At 67.2% G+C, this 17,562-nt stretch carries 15 protein-coding genes and 1 pseudogene; 5 read left to right on the top strand and 11 right to left on the bottom strand.

The window, feature by feature from the left end; translation table 11 throughout:
- Window positions 1-133: 133 nt before the first annotated feature.
- Together addA and trxA are read left to right on the top strand one after the other, a co-directional pair.
- Window positions 134-3,592, top strand: a complete 3,459-nt coding sequence (gene addA, locus ACN2C8_RS00265; protein ID WP_419253719.1) for a double-strand break repair helicase AddA — start codon at window positions 134-136, stop codon at window positions 3,590-3,592.
- A gap of 111 nt (window positions 3,593-3,703) precedes the next feature.
- A complete protein-coding gene (gene trxA / locus ACN2C8_RS00260) occupies window positions 3,704-4,039 on the top strand; it encodes a thioredoxin (protein ID WP_419253718.1) in 336 nt (111 codons plus the stop codon).
- Between the two features lie 70 nt (window positions 4,040-4,109).
- Here trxA and ACN2C8_RS00255 read toward each other — a convergent pair whose 3' ends face one another.
- The 9 genes from ACN2C8_RS00255 to ACN2C8_RS00215 form a co-directional block, all read right to left on the bottom strand.
- Window positions 4,110-4,220 carry a hypothetical protein gene (locus ACN2C8_RS00255; RefSeq protein WP_012288846.1) on the bottom strand — a complete coding sequence of 37 codons (111 nt, stop codon included), beginning with the start codon at window positions 4,218-4,220 and terminating at the stop codon, window positions 4,110-4,112.
- 245 nt (window positions 4,221-4,465) lie between these two features.
- Entirely contained in the window at window positions 4,466-4,738 is a 273-nt protein-coding gene (locus tag ACN2C8_RS00250) for a hypothetical protein (protein WP_419253716.1), read from the bottom strand.
- Window positions 4,739-4,967: 229 nt separating this feature from the next.
- Window positions 4,968-6,281: a bifunctional folylpolyglutamate synthase/dihydrofolate synthase gene (locus ACN2C8_RS00245; RefSeq protein ID WP_419253715.1), complete on the bottom strand. Its 1,314-nt coding sequence runs from the start codon at window positions 6,279-6,281 to the stop codon at window positions 4,968-4,970.
- An 8-nt stretch (window positions 6,282-6,289) separates the two neighbouring features.
- Window positions 6,290-7,219, bottom strand: a complete 930-nt coding sequence (locus ACN2C8_RS00240; protein ID WP_419253714.1) for an acetyl-CoA carboxylase carboxyltransferase subunit beta — start codon at window positions 7,217-7,219, stop codon at window positions 6,290-6,292.
- Between the two features lie 4 nt (window positions 7,220-7,223).
- A complete protein-coding gene (gene trpA, locus ACN2C8_RS00235) occupies window positions 7,224-8,060 on the bottom strand; it encodes a tryptophan synthase subunit alpha (RefSeq protein WP_419253713.1) in 837 nt (278 codons plus the stop codon).
- Window positions 8,061-8,072: 12 nt separating this feature from the next.
- Window positions 8,073-9,293, bottom strand: coding sequence for a tryptophan synthase subunit beta (gene trpB / locus ACN2C8_RS00230; RefSeq protein ID WP_419253711.1), 1,221 nt, complete (start codon window positions 9,291-9,293; stop codon window positions 8,073-8,075).
- 26 nt (window positions 9,294-9,319) lie between these two features.
- Complete coding sequence (locus tag ACN2C8_RS00225; protein WP_419253710.1) at window positions 9,320-9,991, bottom strand: phosphoribosylanthranilate isomerase; 672 nt, start codon at window positions 9,989-9,991, stop codon at window positions 9,320-9,322.
- Window positions 9,992-10,045: 54 nt separating this feature from the next.
- Window positions 10,046-10,975: an MBL fold metallo-hydrolase gene (locus ACN2C8_RS00220; RefSeq protein WP_419253709.1), complete on the bottom strand. Its 930-nt coding sequence runs from the start codon at window positions 10,973-10,975 to the stop codon at window positions 10,046-10,048.
- A gap of 26 nt (window positions 10,976-11,001) precedes the next feature.
- Window positions 11,002-12,501: a sensor histidine kinase gene (locus ACN2C8_RS00215; protein ID WP_419253708.1), complete on the bottom strand. Its 1,500-nt coding sequence runs from the start codon at window positions 12,499-12,501 to the stop codon at window positions 11,002-11,004.
- 351 nt (window positions 12,502-12,852) lie between these two features.
- Here ACN2C8_RS00215 and ACN2C8_RS00210 point away from each other — a divergent pair.
- Together ACN2C8_RS00210 and ACN2C8_RS00205 are read left to right on the top strand one after the other, a co-directional pair.
- Window positions 12,853-12,926, top strand: a pseudogene (locus ACN2C8_RS00210) (hypothetical protein); the annotation flags it as partial.
- 357 nt (window positions 12,927-13,283) lie between these two features.
- Complete coding sequence (locus ACN2C8_RS00205; protein ID WP_419253706.1) at window positions 13,284-13,448, top strand: hypothetical protein; 165 nt, start codon at window positions 13,284-13,286, stop codon at window positions 13,446-13,448.
- 124 nt (window positions 13,449-13,572) lie between these two features.
- Here ACN2C8_RS00205 and ACN2C8_RS00200 read toward each other — a convergent pair whose 3' ends face one another.
- Window positions 13,573-14,019 carry a hypothetical protein gene (locus ACN2C8_RS00200; RefSeq protein WP_419253705.1) on the bottom strand — a complete coding sequence of 149 codons (447 nt, stop codon included), beginning with the start codon at window positions 14,017-14,019 and terminating at the stop codon, window positions 13,573-13,575.
- Between the two features lie 285 nt (window positions 14,020-14,304).
- Between ACN2C8_RS00200 and ACN2C8_RS00195 the strand changes: the two genes are divergently transcribed.
- Window positions 14,305-15,147, top strand: coding sequence for a hypothetical protein (locus tag ACN2C8_RS00195; protein WP_419253703.1), 843 nt, complete (start codon window positions 14,305-14,307; stop codon window positions 15,145-15,147).
- Between the two features lie 32 nt (window positions 15,148-15,179).
- Here ACN2C8_RS00195 and ACN2C8_RS00190 read toward each other — a convergent pair whose 3' ends face one another.
- Window positions 15,180-17,459 carry an NADP-dependent malic enzyme gene (locus ACN2C8_RS00190; RefSeq protein ID WP_419253701.1) on the bottom strand — a complete coding sequence of 760 codons (2,280 nt, stop codon included), beginning with the start codon at window positions 17,457-17,459 and terminating at the stop codon, window positions 15,180-15,182.
- Between the last annotated feature and the right edge of the window lie 103 nt (window positions 17,460-17,562).

Raw genomic sequence — 17,562 nt, 5'->3', positions numbered from 1 at the left:
GTTTCGCGCTGCAAATCCTCCCCCTGAAGGGGGAGGGGTCGGCGAAGCCGACGGAGGGGGAAGTGACTGCTGACTCGATGCGGTCTTCCCCCACCGGCCTCCGGCCGCCTCCCCCTTCAGGGGGAGGACGATGATGCACGACCCCCAGCGCGTCGCCGCCGACCCCGCGATCAGCGCCTTCGTCACCGCCAATGCCGGCTCGGGCAAGACCAAGACCCTGATCGACCGGGTGGCGCGGCTGCTGTTGGCCGGCTCCACGCCCGAGGCGATCCTGTGCGTGACCTACACCAAGGCCGCCGCCGCCGAGATGCAGCGACGGTTGTTCGAACGCCTGGGCGGTTGGTCGGTGACCGCCGACGCTGCCCTGCGCACCGAGCTGTCCAAACTGGTCGGCGAGCCGGAGGCGACGTTTGACGCCGGCGCGCTGTCCAAGGCCCGCGCCCTGTTCGCCCGCGCCCTGGAAACCCCCGGCGGCCTGAAGATCCAGACCATCCACGCCTTCTGCGAAAAGCTGCTGCGGCGGTTTCCGCTGGAGGCCGGGGTCTCGCCCGGGTTTGTGGTGATGGACGACTCGGCCGGCGCCGCCGTGGCCCGCGCCGCGCGACGCACCGTGGCGACCTATGTCGACACGCACGACGACGCCTATGCCGAGGCCTATGCCCGGTTCTCGGTGGCGCTGGACTTCGCGGCCTTCGAGTCGATGTTCGGAACCTTCGAGATCCGGCGCGGCGCGATCGCCGAGTACCTGAGTCGGCATGGCGGGCTCTCTGGCGCGATCGACGATGTCTGGCGGGTCTGCGGCTTCGACGAGCCCACCGATCCCGAAACCGTCGCCGCCGAGGCGATGGACGAGCTGGATCCCGACCTGTGGGAAGCCTGCGCCAGCCTCCTGGAGTCCAGCGGCAAGATCCGCGACACCGAACACGCCGCCCGAATGCGTGTGACCCTGGCCACCCAAGCCTTCGGCGACGCCCTGTCGGCGCTATTCACCGACAAGGAAGAGCCCCGCAAGCACCTGCAGACGACCACGACCTTCAAGACGCAGGAGGATCTGCGCGAGGCGCTGCTGGTGGAGGCCGACCGGCTGTCGTTCGTTCGCCAGCAGGTCCGCGCCGCCCAGGTGGCGCATGACACGGCCGGGGCCCTGCGGCTGGCCTCGCTCTACATCCTGGCCCACGCCAACGAGAAGGCGTCGCGCGGCGCCCTGGACTTCGCCGATCTGATCGAGCGCACCCGCGTGTTGCTGACCGAGAAGGTCGACGCCGCCTGGGTGCTCTACAAGCTGGACGGCGGGGTCGATCACATCCTGCTGGACGAGGCCCAGGACACAGCCCCCGACCAGTGGGCGATCCTGCGAGCCCTGACCGGCGACTTCTTCGCCGGGGCCGGCGCGGGCGGCTGGCGCAAGGGACGCGACGTACGGACCCTGTTCGTGGTCGGCGACGAGAAGCAGTCGATCTATTCGTTCCAGGGCGCCGATCCGCAGCGACTGCTGATCGAAACCCAAGCCTATATCGCCCAGATCGAGGCGGTGGGTCAGGTCGGCATGGGCGTGCCCTTGACCATGTCCTACCGCTCGACCCGCGAGGTGCTGCGCTTTGTCGACGCCCTGTTCTCCGACCCGGACACCCGCGAGGGCGTGCCGCCGCCGGCCGGAGACGATGTGGTCAGCCACCAGCCCTTCCGCACCGACGGCCCCGGCTGTGTCGACCTGTGGCCCCTGACCCGCGAGCGGCCCGGCGAGGAGCGCGACGCCTGGGAGGCGCCGCTCGACGCCGAGACCGAGCACAGCGCCAACCGCCGTCTGGCCGAGGCCATCGCCAGCGAGATCGCCGGCATCCTGGCGCGCGGCGACGAGGTGCACGACAAGGATCGCAAGGTCCGCCGCCCCGCCCACGCCGGCGACATCCTGATCCTGGTGCGTCGTCGGAAGGTGCTCTTCGAGGAGATCATCCGGGCCCTGAAGCGTCGCAATGTGCCCGTGGCCGGCGCAGACCGCCTGTCGCTGTCGGCCCATATCGCCTTCGACGACCTGCTGGCCCTGGGCCGCTTCGTTCTGTTCCCCGACGACGACCTGACCTTGGCGGCTCTACTCAAGAGCCCGTTCTGCGGCCTGGCCGACGAAGACGTCTACGCCCTGGCCAAGGACCGCAAGCCGCAGACCCTTTGGGCGATGCTGTCGAACCGGGCCGACGAGGACCCGCGCTGGGTCGCCGCCCGCGACCTGCTGGCCTGGGCCCTGGTCGAGGGCCGCAAGCGCCAGCCGTTCGAGTTCTTCGCCACCCTGCTGGGCAAGGTCGACGCCGCCGGCCTGTCCAACCGCGCCAAGGTGCTGACCCGCCTGGGCGGCGAGGCCGACGAAGCGCTGGACGAGTTCCTGGCCCAGGTGATGGCCGCCGAGCAGCGCAATATCCGCGACCTGGAAGCCCTGGTCGCCGACTTCGCGGCCCTGGACATCATCGTTAAGCGCGAGATGGAAGGGGCCCGCCGCGAGGTGCGGGTGATGACCGCTCACGGCTCCAAGGGTCTGGAGGCGCCGATCGTCTTCCTGCCCGAGACCACGGTGAAGCGCGGCGCGGGCGGCTCTCCGCTGCTGGCGACGGAAGAGGGCGGCGTCCTGTGGTCGACCGGCAAGAGCGCCGACTGCGCCGCCTCGACCAGGGCCCGCGAGCTGCGCGACAAGAAGGAAGCCGAGGAGGCCCTGCGGCTCTACTACGTGGCCCTGACCCGGGCCCGAGATCGCCTGGTGCTGTGCGGCCGCATCGACGCCCGGACCAAGGACGAGAATGTCGGGGGCTGGTATGCGGCGGCGAAGGCGGCCTTCGCCCATGCCGACATCGCGCCGGAGGTCCGCGAGATCGGCGACCCCGACGCTCCGATCCTGCGTTATGGACCCGATCCGAAGACCTTGCCGCGCGAGGCCGAGGCCCTGGCGACCTCCGCGCCCCTGCCCGCCTGGGCCGTCGGGCCGGCCAAGCCGGAACCGGCCACCGCCCGCTACGCCGCGCCGTCGCGGATCGAGGACGAGGCCGACAGCCGCGCCCCGGCCCCCTCGCCGCTGGCCAAGGTCGAGGGCCTGGGCCGCTACCGGCGCGGCGAGATCATCCACCGGCTGCTGCAGATCCTGCCCGACGTGGCGCCGGTCGAACGGCGCGCGGCGGGACAGCGGCTGCTGACCGCCGAACGCGATCTATCCGACGATCAGAGGCTGGAAATGGCCACCGCCGCCTTCGGGGTGCTGGAGGACGACCGCTTCGCCGCCGTGTTTGGCCCCGGGTCGCGGGCCGAGGTGGCGCTGGCGGGGACCAGCCCGCTGCTGCCAAAAGGCCTGGCGATCTCGGGCCGGGTTGACCGACTGGTGGTGACCCCCAAGCGCGTGCTTGTCGTCGACTACAAGACCAACCGCCCCGCCCCGGCCAGCATCGAGGATGCCGACCCGGCCTATCTGGCCCAGATGGCGGTCTATGTGGCGGTGCTGCGCGAGGTGTTCCCAGACCGGCCCGTCGAGGCGGCCCTGGTGTGGACGGATGGCCCCAAACTGATGCCGGTTCCAGAAAAGGTGATGTCCGACGCCCTGCGACGTATCGGCTAGGCCGTTGCCGGAAACGTCTGCGGCGCCTACATCTTCTTCAAGCGCTCGCGACGACTCGCGGGCTTTTCTTGTTTCGCGCCGTTCAGAGCGGCGCCCTGATGGAGCGACCCCATGAGCACGGTGACGGTGACCGACGAAACCTTCGAACGCGACGTGCTGCAGGCCGAAGGCCCCGTACTTGTCGATTTCTGGGCGGAATGGTGTGGTCCCTGCAAGCAGATCGCCCCGGCCCTGGAGCAGATCTCCGAGGAACTCGCCGACCACGTGATCGTGGCCAAGGTCAATATCGAGGACAGCCCGACGACCCCGTCGCGCTACGGCGTGCGCGGCATTCCGACCATGATGCTGTTCCGTGGCGGCCAGATGACCTCGATGAAGGTCGGCGCCATGCCCAAGCAGAAGATCCTGGAATGGCTGACCGAAGCCGGCGTTCAACAGCCCGCCTGAGTCTTCCCGGCCCAGACTGAGATCCAGCCGCCCATCCCGCCATGCGGGGTGGGCGGTTTGGTTTCGTGGCCTACTTCTTGGCAGACGTGACGATGAACGGCGAGACCGAGGCCGGGGCGGCCTTCTTGTCGGCCTTCGGTTTGCGGACTTCCTTGTTGGACTTCTTCTGACCCTTGGCCATGGGAGGCTCCTGCCAGGACGGGCGCGCCTGCCGGGAGGTCCAGCGGGCCGAGCCGTCCTATCGGCGTGGAACCAGCCTTACGCTTGTCTCAGGTCTGCGGGTAGTCCGCATCAAGCCGGCGCATCGGATAGGTCATGGCCTTCGGCCCGTCATGGATCGCGGCGAACCAAACCGAAAAGAACCCAAGCCTTCCCCCAACCGCTCATCGCGGTCCGAGTAAGGCGCCAAGCGCCAACGCGACACGGCTATTGGTCAAACATGTATGTGACGGTTACGGTGCACACCCAACGTCTTTCCTTGCTGGTTTCGTCGGTCCTGAGACAACCTTTCTCATCAGGATCCCCCAGGCTGATGTACCCTTCTGGCCGATCTTCGTCTTTCTGGGCTACCTCTTCAGCATCAAGAAGCGCCTCGGCTCGACTGGGGCCGTAGCCTACACCCGTAGATTCATAAGTGCCGCGGCCGGTCATCTGCCCCAGCGCCAAGATTGTCGAAAATACAACCATTGAGATATGCATTGGATAGAATCCTGATATCTAAGTAACTTACTGTATTCCGTAGCCTGAAACTCGCGAAATTGTTCTAATTTCCGTATCTCTATTTTCCGATGAAATCGGGCCTGCCCCTGGAGCACTCGACCGACGCGGCGGCGGCGACCAGGATGAACCCGCAAAGCCGTCGCCCCCATGCCGCCCCAGGTAGCCCGCTAACGCCTGTTGGCGCACGCAGGGTGAGAAACTGCGTAAGCTAGGTCGGCCAGGTTTCCGGGCTCATCGCCAGCACTTCGCCGGCTAGGTACAGCGAGCCGCAGATCAGCACGTGCGGGGTCGGCGACAGGGCCAGGGCCTTCTCCAGGGCGTCCCCGACGCTGTCGCAGACATGAGCCCGCAGGCCGGCCAGCTCGGCGGCGGCGGCGGTCTGGGCGGCGGATGCGGCGGCGTGGCCCTCGAAGGTGACGGTGAAGACCTGGGCCTTCAAAGCCGCGAAGGGCGTGAAGAAGCCGGTGGCGTCCTTGTTGGTCAGCAGGCCCGAGATCAGCGCCACGGGCCGGCCGTCGCGCGCCGCCAGGTCGCCCAGCGCCCGGGCCACCGCCGCTCCGGCATGAGGGTTGTGGCCGCCGTCCAGCCACAGGTCCGCACCCGCCGCCTTTGCCCTGGCGGCGAGCGGACCCGCCGTCAGCCGCTGGAAGCGGGCCGGCCAGATTGCGCCGGCGATCCCGGCGGCCATGGCGGCCTCGTCGATGCGCGGGTCGTTCAGCGTCAGCAAGGCCGCGACCGCCAGGCCGGCATTGGCGAACTGGTGCTCGCCGGGCAGGGACGGCGCGGGCAGGTCCAGCAGGCGGTCGGGCATCTGTACCAGCAGGCGGCCGCGCTCGTTCCAGGCGTCGAATTCGCGGCCCATCATGACGGGCTCGATCCCGGCCAGGGCGGCGGCGGTGTCGATCACATCCTCGGCCTCGCGCCATTGGCGGGCCGAGACGACCGGCGCATCGGGCTTGATGATTCCCGCCTTCTCAGCGGCGATCTCGCCGATGGTGTCGCCAAGGAACTCGCGGTGATCGATGTCGATGGGGGCGATGACGCTGATCGCCGGGGTCACGACATTGGTCGCGTCCAGCACGCCGCCCAGCCCGACCTCGACGATGCAAAGGTCGGCCGGGGCATCGGCGAAGGCGACCAGGGCGGCGGCCGTGGTGATCTCGAAGAAAGTGATCGGCAGGCCGGCATTGGCCGCTTCGACCCGGGTCAGCACGTCGGCCAGCTGCGCGTCGGTGATCAGGGTTCCGGCCAGACGGATGCGCTCGGCGAAGCGGACCAGGTGCGGTGAGGTGAAGACATGGACCTTGAGCCCCGCCGCCTCGGCCATGGCCCGCAGATAGGCGACCGTCGAGCCCTTGCCGTTGGTGCCGGCCACATGGATCACTGGCGGCAGGCGGTTCTGCGGATCGCCCAGCGCCGCGCACAACCGCCACATCCGGTCCAGCGACAGGTCGATCAGCTTGGGATGCAGAGCCTGCAGCCGCGCCAGGGCGGCGTCATGGACCCGGAGGTGGTCGGTCAAGATAAGGCTCAGGCCGCCTTGCGACGACCCATCATCAAGGTGGTCAGGATCGAGCCCAGCACGGCCGGCAGCTCCTTGCGCGGCGTCACGCGGTCGACCATGCCCTTTTCGACTAGGTATTCCGAGCGCTGGAAGCCCGGCGGCAGGGTCTCGCGGATGGTCTGCTCGATGACGCGCGGACCGGCGAAGCCGATCAGGGCGCCCGGCTCGGCCAGATGCACGTCGCCCAGCATGGCGTAGGAGGCGGTGACGCCGCCGGTGGTCGGGTCGGTGAGGACCACGATATAGGGCAGGGCCGCGTCCTTCAGCTCGTTGATCGCCAGGGTCGTGCGGGCCATCTGCATCAGCGACAGGGCGCCTTCCTGCATGCGAGCCCCGCCGGCAGCGGTGAAGGCGATCAGCGGGACATCGCGTTCCAGGGCGGCGCGGGCGGCGGCGACGAAGCCTTCACCGGCGGCCATCCCGAGCGAGCCGCCCATGAAGGCGAAGTCCTGGACCAGAACCACGGCCTGGGCGCCGCCGACCACGCCGTGGGCGATGGCCATGGCGTCCGGCTCGCCGGTCGCCTTGCGGGCCGCGATCAGGCGGTCCTTGTAGGGCTTGCCGTCCGAGAAGTGCAGCGGGTCTTCCGGCACCGTCGGGGTCGGCAGGGTCTCATAGACGCCGTCATCGAAGGTGAACTTGAAACGGGCTTCCGGCCCGATGCGCATATGGCGTCCGGCCGGAGTTACCCACAGGGCAGCCTCCAGGTCGGAGCGGAAGATCATTTCGCCCGTATCAGGACATTTGACCCAGAGATTCTCGGGCGTCTCGCGCTTGGCGAAGGCGCCCCGCACACCGGGGGCGATTCGCGAAAGCCACCCGCCGCCACGCCGACCTTCAGCCGAGGCCTTTGATTTGTCGCCCTTTTTCGGGTCCTGGGGTTCAGCCATAGCCATAGCCTTAAAGCCTCACTTCGTTCCCGACGCGCGCCGAGCGCACAGCCTTGGCCAGATCCGACGCCTTGAGAAGAACCTTCTCGGTCACGTTTTCGTTCAACGCGGCCGCCGATTCGATTTCATCCACAAGCGCCGAGCCGACCACAGCGGCATCTGCGACACGGGCCACGGCGGCGGCTTGCTCAGGCGTGCGGATGCCAAAGCCGACCGCCACGGGCAGGCCTGAGGCCTTGCGCAGCCGCTCGACCGCCGGGGCCACGTCGGCGGCGTCGACCGACTTGACGCCCGTCACGCCCGCCACCGAGACGTAATAGACGAAGCCCGAGGTGCGGCGGATCACGGTCGGCAGACGCTTGTCGTCGGTCGTCGGCGCGGCCAGGCGGATCAGGGCGATGCCCTCGGCCTCCAGGGCGTCGGACAGCGGATCGGCTTCTTCGGGCGGACAGTCGACGATGATCAGGCCATCGACGCCGGCCGTGCTGGCGGCAACGGCGAAGCTTTCAAAGCCCCGGTTCAGCACCGGATTGAGATAGCCCATCAGGATGACCGGGGTGTCGGTGTCGCCCTCGCGGAAGGCGGCCACCAGGTCCAGCGTGCCCTGCAGGGTCATGCCCGAGCGCAGGCCGCGCTGGGCGGCGCGCTGGATGGTCGGGCCCTCGGCCATCGGATCAGAGAAGGGAAAGCCCAGCTCGATCAGATCAGCGCCGGCGCCCGGCAGACCCTTGAGGACGGAAAGCGTCGTGGCGGCGTCAGGATCGCCGGCCATGATGTAGGTCACGAAACCGGCGCGGTTCTGCGCCTTCAGCGCCGCGAAGCGACGGTCGATACGGTCTTTGGTCACGCTGGATAGGTCCTAGATCTTGCGCCCGAGGGCCTCGGCCACCGTGAAGATGTCCTTGTCGCCGCGACCACACAGATTCATCACGACGATCTTGCCCTTGCCCAGCTCCTGGGCGATCTCGCCGACCCGGGCCAAGGCGTGGGCCGGTTCGAGGGCCGGGATGATGCCTTCGAGGGTCGAGCACAGCTGGAAGGCCGCGAGGGCCTCCTGGTCGGTGGTCGAGACATATTCGGCGCGGCCGATCTCGTGCAGGAACGAGTGCTCGGGACCGATGCCCGGATAGTCGAGCCCCGCCGAGATCGAGTGGGCGTCGATGATCTGGCCGTCGTCGTCCTGCAGCAGGTAGGTGCGGTTGCCGTGCAGCACGCCGGGGCGGCCGCCGGTCAGGGAGGCGGCGTGCTTGTCGGTGGAGACGCCGTGGCCGGCCGCCTCGACGCCGATCAGGCGCACGCTGTCGTCATTGAGGAACGGGTGGAACAGGCCGATGGCGTTGGAGCCGCCGCCGATGCAGGCGACCACCGCGTCGGGAAGGCGGCCTTCCATTTCCAGGATCTGGGCGCGGGCCTCGATGCCGATCACGCTCTGGAAGTCGCGGACCATCACCGGATAGGGGTGCGGGCCGGCCGCCGTGCCGATCAGATAATAGGTGTCATGCACGTTGGTGACCCAATCGCGCATCGCCTCGTTCATGGCGTCCTTGAGGGTGCCGGTGCCCGAGGTCACGGGGCGCACTTCCGCGCCCAGCAGGTTCATGCGGAACACATTGGGCTTCTGACGTTCGACGTCGGTGGCGCCCATATAGACGACGCAGGGCAGGCCGAAGCGGGCGCAGACGGTGGCGGTGGCCACGCCGTGCTGGCCGGCGCCGGTCTCGGCGATGATCCGGGTCTTGCCCATGCGCATGGCCAGCAGGATCTGGCCCAGGGCGTTGTTGATCTTGTGTGAGCCGGTGTGGTTCAGCTCATCGCGCTTGAAATAGATCTTGGCCCCGCCGAAATGCTCGGTCAGCCGCTCGGCGAAATACATCGGGCTGGGCCGGCCGGCATAGTGGGTGTTGAAGCTCTTCAGCTCGTCCTGGAACGCCGGATCGGCCTTGGCGGCGGCATAGGCCTCGCCCAGTTCCAGCACGAGCGGCATCAGGGTCTCGGCCACATAGCGGCCGCCGAAGTCGCCGAACCGACCGTTGGCGTCGGGGTAGGCCGAATAGTCGTTGGGCTTTAAAGGGGCGTTCACGAGATCATCCAAAGGCTTGGGCAAAGCTACACGCGTTTGACGGCGTCCAGGAACGCCGTGATCAGAGCGGGGTCCTTTAGGCCGGGACCGCGCTCCACGCCAGAGGAAACGTCCAGCAGCGGGGCCCCTGATACCCGAATGGCGTCGGCGACGTTCCACGGATCCAGGCCCCCGGCCAGGAAATGCGGCCGGGCGAACCGGCGGCCTTCCAGCAGGGTCCAGTCGAACCGAGCGCCCGTGCCGCCGGGCAGAACCGAGCCCTCGACCGGACGGGCGTCGAACAGGAACTGCTCGGCCACGGTCTCGAAGGCCCGGGCCTGGTCGACGTCAGACGACGACGAGACCGAGAAGGCCTTGATCACCCCGACGCCCGAGCGCTCGGCGATCTGGCGGACCCGGGCGGGGGTCTCCTTGCCGTGCACCTGGATCAGGTCGGGCTTCATCGTCGCCATCAGGCGGTCGATCAGGACGTCATCGGGATCGACGGTGACGGCCACGGTCTTCACCGGCCCGCCCCGCCCATTCCTGCCTTGAAGGGGCGCCACCAGCCGGGCGGCGGCCTCGGGCGTCAGGTTGCGGGGGCTTTTCTCGAAGAACACGAAGCCCAGATAGGCCGCGCCGCCGTCGACGGCGGCGCTGACGGCCTCGGCGGTCGACAGCCCACAAATCTTGGCGCTGGTCTTGAACGGCGAACTCATGGGCGGGAGGTACGGCGCGGGCGCCCCGGTGACAAGGGCCCGCGCCGTATCGGCCTAGTGCGCGTGGCCGGCGTGGGCGTCCTGAACGGGGATGCCCGCCTTCCAGACGAAGCCTTCGCCCGCCGCTTCCACCTTGCCAACGCCCGGGAACGGGAAGTGGGGCGAGAAGATCAGGCCGCCGCTGGCGCTGAAGGTCTTGAGCAGGGCGATCCGGCTGGCGGTGGCGACCGGTACGTCGCCATCGAAGGCGATCACCCAGTCGGGACGCGCCAGGGAGACGATCTCGCTATGGGCGGTGTCGCCGATATCCAGAAGGGTCTGACCGCCCGAGGCGATCTCATAGCCCACATGGCCCGGGGTGTGGCCCTTGATGGCCACAGCCTTGACGCCCGGGAACAGCGCGGCGTCCGGCTCGAAGGTCTTGACCTGGGCGGCGATGGCTTCGACCAGCGGCTTCATCGGCGCCTGACCCTGCAGCGAGGCCCATTCGGCGCTGGCCATGCGGATCGTCGCCTTGGGGAAGGCCGACTTGCCATCGGCGCCGACCAGGCCGCCGACATGGTCGAAATGGCCGTGGGTGATCAGCACGTCGGTGATCTGGTCGGGCGTGACGCCGGCCTTGGCCAGGCTCTGGACCAGCACCCCCTTGGCGGACGGACCCAGGCCCGTGTCGAACAGCGCCAAGTGAGCGGGCGTCTTCACCAGCAGGGCGTCGACGCTCAGCGTGATCTTGTCGCCGGGCGCGCCGGCCTTGGTCAGCACCTGCGAGACCGCCTCCGGCGTGGCGTTGATCGCGAACACCTTGCCGTTGTTGGGCGCCTCGAACCCGGCGTCGCGCAAGGCGGTGAGCGTAAAGTCGCCCAGCTTAAAGCTCTGGGCTTCCGGGGCGATGACCAGGGGCGACTGGGCGGCCGCGCCATGGGCGACGGCGAGGGCGGTGGCGGTGGCGGTGAGCAAGGCGGCGAGCAGGCGCTTGGGCGGCATGAGACGTCTCCGGGAAACAAGGCTTTCTAACTGGGGTCTTGCTGGCGCGAGGCAAGGGTCGGCGAGCGCGCCGCTGTCGGACCGGGCGCAGCGTCGTCGCTGACCGGCGCGGAAAGCCGGGCCTGCATCGTGCAGACCAGGCCGCCGGGCCGGAAGTCCATCGTCGCCTCGCCCTTCAGCTCGCCGCGCAGGCTGCGCTCGATCAGCCGCGAGCCAAAGCCCCGGCGGGTCGGGGCCACCACGGGCGGCCCGCCGGACTCGGTCCAGGTCAGGGACAGCCCGCGCGCCTCCGCGTCATGGGCCCAGACCAGGGCCACCCGGCCGGCGGGGGTCGAGAGCGCCCCGTATTTCAGGGCGTTGGTCGCCAGCTCGTGGAAGATCAGCGCCATGGTCAGGGCCCCGCCGGGGGCCAGCCAGACCGGCGGCCCCGCGATCGTGGTCCGGGCGGCGGCCTCGAACGGCGCCAGGGCCCGCTCGGCCACCTCGCGCAGATCGGCCCCGTTCCAGCTTTCCCGGGTCAGCACGTCATGGGCCTGGGACAGGCCCAGCAGCCGCGACTCGAACTTCTCGAACGCCACCAGCGGATCGCGTTCATTGCGCAGGGTCTGGGCGGCCATCGACTGGACAGTGGCCAGGGTGTTCTTGACCCGGTGGTTCAGCTCGTTGATCAGCAGCCGCAGCTTGTCCTGATACGAGTGCTGCTCGGCCTCAACCTGCTTGCGCGCCGAGATGTCGGAAATGATCACCAGCAGATAGGCCGGCGCGTCGCCCAATTGCACACGCGACACCGTCAGATGGATCCAGATCAGGCTGCCGTCGACGCCCGACACGATCTGGCGCTCGGCGACATAGCTGTCGATCTCGCCCGCCAGCAGCGCCCGGGCCTGATCGACCGTCGTAGAACGGTCCTGGTCGGGCGCCAGGTCGCGGAACCGGCCGGCCAGCAGGGCCTCGCGATCACGCTGCACGATGGCGCAGAAACGGTCGTTCATCTCCAGGAAGGCGCCGTCGGCCATGACCCGCGCCACCCCCATGGCCGCCTGGTCGAACACGGCGCGATAGCGGACCTCTGCGGCCTCCAGCTTCAGCCGCGCCTCGACGGTGGCGGTGACCACCTCGGTGTACAGCACCAGGCCGCCTATGGCGCCGTCATCGGTGCGCCACGGGGCCATCGACCAGCGGATCCAGTGCACCTTGCCATGGCGGTCGACATAGCGGTCGCCCTCGTCCTCGCGCAGCTCGACCCCCTCGGCCAGCACCCGGGCGTGCAGGTCGCGCCAGGCCTGCGGAATCTCGGGGAACACCTCGTAATGGGCCCTGCCGATCAGCGGCATGTCGGCCGGCAGGTCCTGGTCGGTCAGATACTGGTGCGAGGCGGCCAGATAGCGCATCTGGCGGTCGAAGATGGCGATGCCCAGCGGCGCGTGCTTGAGCGCCACCGCAACGCTGGGCGACACCGACAGCAAGGCCGCGTCCTGCGTCGAACTCAACTCGGCGCCGACCGTGGCCGGCGATCGCGCGGCCATACTGCCTCTCCTGCGTTCACCTACAGGCTAGCGACGACCGACGCGCGAGTCATGGGCCAAGCGACACCGGAGGAGATCAAATCCGCATTCGTCTCGGGTGCGTGCGGGATGGGAGGGGACAGCACGGCGCAACCCCGCGCTTTCGCTGCGATGGCGGTGGGAAGGGTCGCGGAGCGTCCGGACCTCGTCCGGATGATTGGATAGAGATTACCGTTTCGACGAAGCCGTCCGCTCCGCGTGACCGGTTCACAAGAGCCTGCGCTTGGGCGGTATTGTGACGCCTCGTACGCTCCCAGCCCCAGACGGGCGACGTGAATAGCGTTCACGCCGGGCCGCGAGCCATTACGCCCGCCTGTCCCCGCTCGATCACCCCCCGTCGCCGCAATGGTCGCTGGCCTTGCGCCCTTTCCTCGCGACGAGGTGGGTACAGAATACGGGAGGTTTCAGCGCGTCTGATAAGTTTCCTGGGCGCCCGCGTCGATCCCCATGCCTGCGACCCTCTCCCAGAGGGAGAGGAGGGACCCGCGCCGCAGGCGTGGGAGGTGAGGGGTTACACCGCAAGCCGTTGTCGCACTTGGGGCCTTGCCCTGTCCGGAAGGGCTTCGCAAACCCCTCATCCTCCCGCGCCTGCGGCGCGGGCCCCTCCTTCTCCCTCTGGGAGAAGGTTTCAAATCCCCGCGCCGATCCGGGGACAGCGCGATCCCGATCCCCGTGGTGGCCGGTCAGAAACGATCATTCCACCGCATTTTGCGCGCGTTTCATCGCCGTGATATCCTGACGCCATGAGCGCTCATCCACGGATTGAAGCCCCGTTCGCGACGCCTGAAGAGGCGTTGGCCCATGACGCCTGGCTTCGCGCCAAGGTGCAGGCCGCGATCGACGAGCCCGGCCCGTCGATCCCTCACGACCAGGTGATGGCCGAACTTCGCGCCCGGATCGAAGACTGATTGACGTCTTTCCCGCCCTTCTCCCCTTGCGGGAGAAGGTGTCAGCCAAAGGCTGACGGATGAGGGGTCGATCGCCCTGTCGGCGCGGCGCCCGGCCTGTCCGCCGTCGCGGCGGTCCGGCTCTTCAACCCCTCCCGCTCCGCGGGCCACCCTCGCCCGTCAGCACGGCCTCGGCGATATCCCCCTTCATCATCCTCAGGATCGCGCGCTGGAAGCTTTCGATCTGCGGATAGTTGGTGTTGAAGGTGGTGCGCACGCGCCGCTCCGGCTCGATATAGTCAGCGACAGTCACATCGACCCGAAGATTGCCGCGCGCATCGACCGGCCGAATCTCGATCGCCACGCGCAGATCGTCCTTGACCAGCTGGTTGAAGCCCCGACGCAAACTGACCGGCGGGCTCGACGGCAGCGGAAAGGTCGCCAGCTGCGCCGCGAACGCCTCGATATCCTGCCACTGGACCCACATGGAGCCCCTGCCCGAGAAGCCGCAAGCGCTGACAGCGACATGGAACTGGCCGAAGTCGTCCTTGGGATCAGGGTCGTGGGTGTAGCTCAGGGTCAGGGTGTCCATCAGCGATCAATCGCCGAAGATCCGCGCCCGGTCAAAGAGCCCGCCAGCGGCGAGGCTGCGCCTTAAAACCTTGGAGGCGAGCCTGCTCTGTCTGAGGGTCTCGTCAAGGACCGCCTCTGGCGGCCGCGTCGCGGCGACGCTCCGCGTCGTCCTTGACGAGACCCTCAGACAGAGCTCCAGTTCCACCAAGGGTTTTAGGGCGGGCAGTATGAAGGCCGAATCAGTCAAAGGCAGTTACGGGCAGCACTGCCCAACTCATCGAGCTAGAACTCAAAGAGCTCTGGGATGATTGATCTCAAGGTGGGAGAAGCTCAGACCTCGTCCATGGAGTCTTGGGCAGCGATAGCCGGTCACGCATCCAGCACGATCACAACGCTCGCATGGCCGGTGGCTTTGGTTATAGTTGTGTTTGCCTTCAAGAAAGAACTCCGAGCCTTGCTGGACCGGCTCCAGTCTGCCGATGTGGCTGGAAACAAAGTAACTTTCTCGGAAAAACTAGCGGTAGCAGATGCTACTATTTCGGAGGTCGCCGGAGAAATCGTAGGCCTGGCAAGTGCACCCGTCCTCGACGCCGCAGCGCCTGACGGAGCTGTACCAGCCGACGCCCTATTCGTCGAACCGCAAGATCAGATCCAATATTTGGATCAGGAGCAAAATCGGAATGAAAAAACACCGGTGGAGCAGAAACCGCTGCCTGAGCCCCGCACCAAAATCATCCAAAACATAGGAAGCGGCAAAAGTTATAACTCTCTTGCCATTCTACGGGATTTAAGTACCGACACCATTAGTAGAAGCGAATATGAAGGAGCCCATGCTAGAATAATAGTTGAAAAGGCTTGGAAAGATCTATATTCTGTCATTAAGAGCCTATTTAGAAAAAGATACCCTAACAACGCATCGAGCGGTATAAATACGATTACCGAAAAGTTGTTTCAGAGGGGCCACATTTCGAGCGAGATAGTTGCGACTATTAATCAACTACACAACTTAGCTATAAGCTCGGGCGCAGGCCGCAGTCGATTGAATATGGACGAGGCGCAAGAATTCGTCCGAACAGCGAAGCGAATGACCGCACTTCTTTCCGCTATGTCTGATTTGGAAGAAGCCGCCCCTCCAAAGCACCCTTGATTGTGCGAAAGGCCAGTGAGCCGGCCCGCCCCCTACCCCTCCTCCGCCGGCACGTCGTAAGCCGCCATCATCGCCATGTTCAGAATCCGCGACACCGACGCGCTCAGCGGCGTGATCTGCACCGACTTCGACAAGCCCAGCAGCACCGGCCCGATCACCGTCGCCCCGCCCAGGCTCTGCACCAGCTTGGTCGAGATCGAGGCGGCGTGGATGGCCGGCATGATCAGGATGTTGGCGCTGTCGGTCAGGCGCATGAACGGGTAGTTGGCGCGCTTTTCCGGGTCGAGCGCCAGTTCGGGCGGCATTTCGCCCTCATATTCGAAGTCGACGTCCATCTCGTCGAGCATGGCCACGGCCTCGCGCACCTTTTCCGAGCGCAGGCCCATCGGGTTGCCGAAGGTGGAATAGCTCATGAAGGCGACGCGCGGCTTGAAGCCCAGGCGGGTGACGGCGCGGGCCGCCTCGCAGGCGATCTCGACCAGTTCCTCGGCCTCGGGCAGCTCGGTGACATTGGTGTCGGCCACGAAGATGGTGCGGCCCTTGGCCAGCACCACCGACATGCCCATGATCCGGCCGCCGGGGGCCGGGTCGATCACGCGCAACACGTCTTCCAGGGCCTGGTCGAAGCTGCGGGTGACGCCGGTGACCATGCCGTCGGCCTCGCCATGGGTGACCATCGAGGCGGCGAAGCTGTTGCGGTCCTGGTTGATCAGGCGCTGGACGTCGCGCTTCAGATAGCCGTTGCGGCGCAGGCGCATATAGAGGGCGTCGACATAGTCGGGATTGCGATCCGACAGGCGGGCATTGATGATTTCCAGGCCGGCGGTGTCGGGGTCCAGCCCCACGACGCGCATGTTCTCGGCCACCAGGTTTTCGCGGCCGCACAGGATGGCCTTGCCGTAGCCGCCGGTCTGATAGGCGTAGGCGGCGCGGATCACCGAGGGATCCTCGCCCTCGGCGAAGACGATGCGCTTGGGATTGGCCAGCACGGCGCCGGCGATCTTCTGCAGGAAGCCGGCGGTGGGATCCAGGCGCTGGGCCAGGCTGGCGCGATAGGCGTCCATGTCCTCGATCGGCTTGCGGGCCACGCCGGTGTCCATCGCCGCCTGGGCGACGAAGGGCGGCACGTACCAGATCAGCCGCGGGTCGAAGGCCGAGGGGATGATGTATTGCGGGCCAAATTTCAGCTGGCGGCCGTGATAGGCGGCGGCCACTTCATCGGGCACATCCTCGCGGGCCAGCATGGCCAGGGCGTTGGCGCAGGCGATCTTCATCTCGTAATTGACGCGGCGGGCCCGCACGTCCAGCGCGCCGCGGAAGATGTAGGGGAAGCCCAGGACGTTGTTGACCTGGTTGGGATAGTCGCTGCGGCCGGTGCCCATGATCGCGTCGCTGCGGACGGCGTGAACTTCCTCGGGCGTGATCTCCGGGTCGGGATTGGCCATGGCGAAGATCACCGGATTGGGCGCCATGCTGGCGATCATCGCCGGAGTGAAGGCGCCCTTGGCCGAGAGGCCCAGCAGAACGTCCGCGCCAACCACCGCCTCAGCCAGGGTGCGCTTGTCGGTGTCGACCGCGTGGGCGCTCTTCCACTGGTTCATGCCCTCGGTGCGGCCGCGATAGAGCACGCCCTTGGAGTCGACGGCGATGCAGTTCTCGGCGCGCACACCCATGGCCTTGATCAGCTCCAGCGAGGCGATGCCCGCCGCGCCGGGGCCGTTGAGCACCACCTTGACGTCTTCCAGCTTCTTGCCGGTGATGAAACAGGCATTGATCAGGCCAGCGGCGCAGATGATCGCCGTGCCGTGCTGGTCGTCATGGAACACCGGGATGTCGAGCAGCTCCTGCAGCTCGGTCTCGATGCGGAAACATTCGGGGCTCTTGATGTCCTCCAGATTGATGCCGCCGAAGGTGATGCCGATATTCTTGACCACCGTGATGATCTCGTCGGCGTCCTTGGAGCTGATCTCGATGTCGATGCTGTCGACGTCGCCGAAGCGCTTGAAGAGGACACTCTTGCCTTCCATCACCGGCTTGGAGGCCAGGGCCCCCAGATCACCCAGGCCCAGGATCGCGGTGCCGTTGGAGATCACGGCGACCAGGTTGCCCTTGGAGGTATATTCGTAGGCCATGTCCGGATCGGCGGCGATGGCGTGGACGGGAACGGCGACGCCGGGCGAATAGGCCAGCGACAGGTCGCGCTGGGTGGCCATCGGCTTGGTGGGGACGATCGCGATCTTGCCGGGGGTCGGATAGCGGTGGAAGGCCAGCGCTTCTTCGTCGGTGAAGGTCTTCTTCTCAGAGTCGCTCATAACCCGCGTTTCCGTCCTGCATGCCAGTTGATGGGACGAGCCGGACAATGCGGAGCGCCCTTATGGACGGCACAGTAACGAGGGCGCCGCGCCCTCACAACCT

The sequence above is a fragment of the Caulobacter sp. ErkDOM-C genome (assembly GCF_048541825.1).
In the GTDB taxonomy this organism is placed as follows: Bacteria; Pseudomonadota; Alphaproteobacteria; order Caulobacterales; family Caulobacteraceae; genus Caulobacter.
The sequence above is the reverse complement of the archived record's forward strand: the minus strand, read 5'-3'. Positions and strand labels throughout refer to the sequence as shown.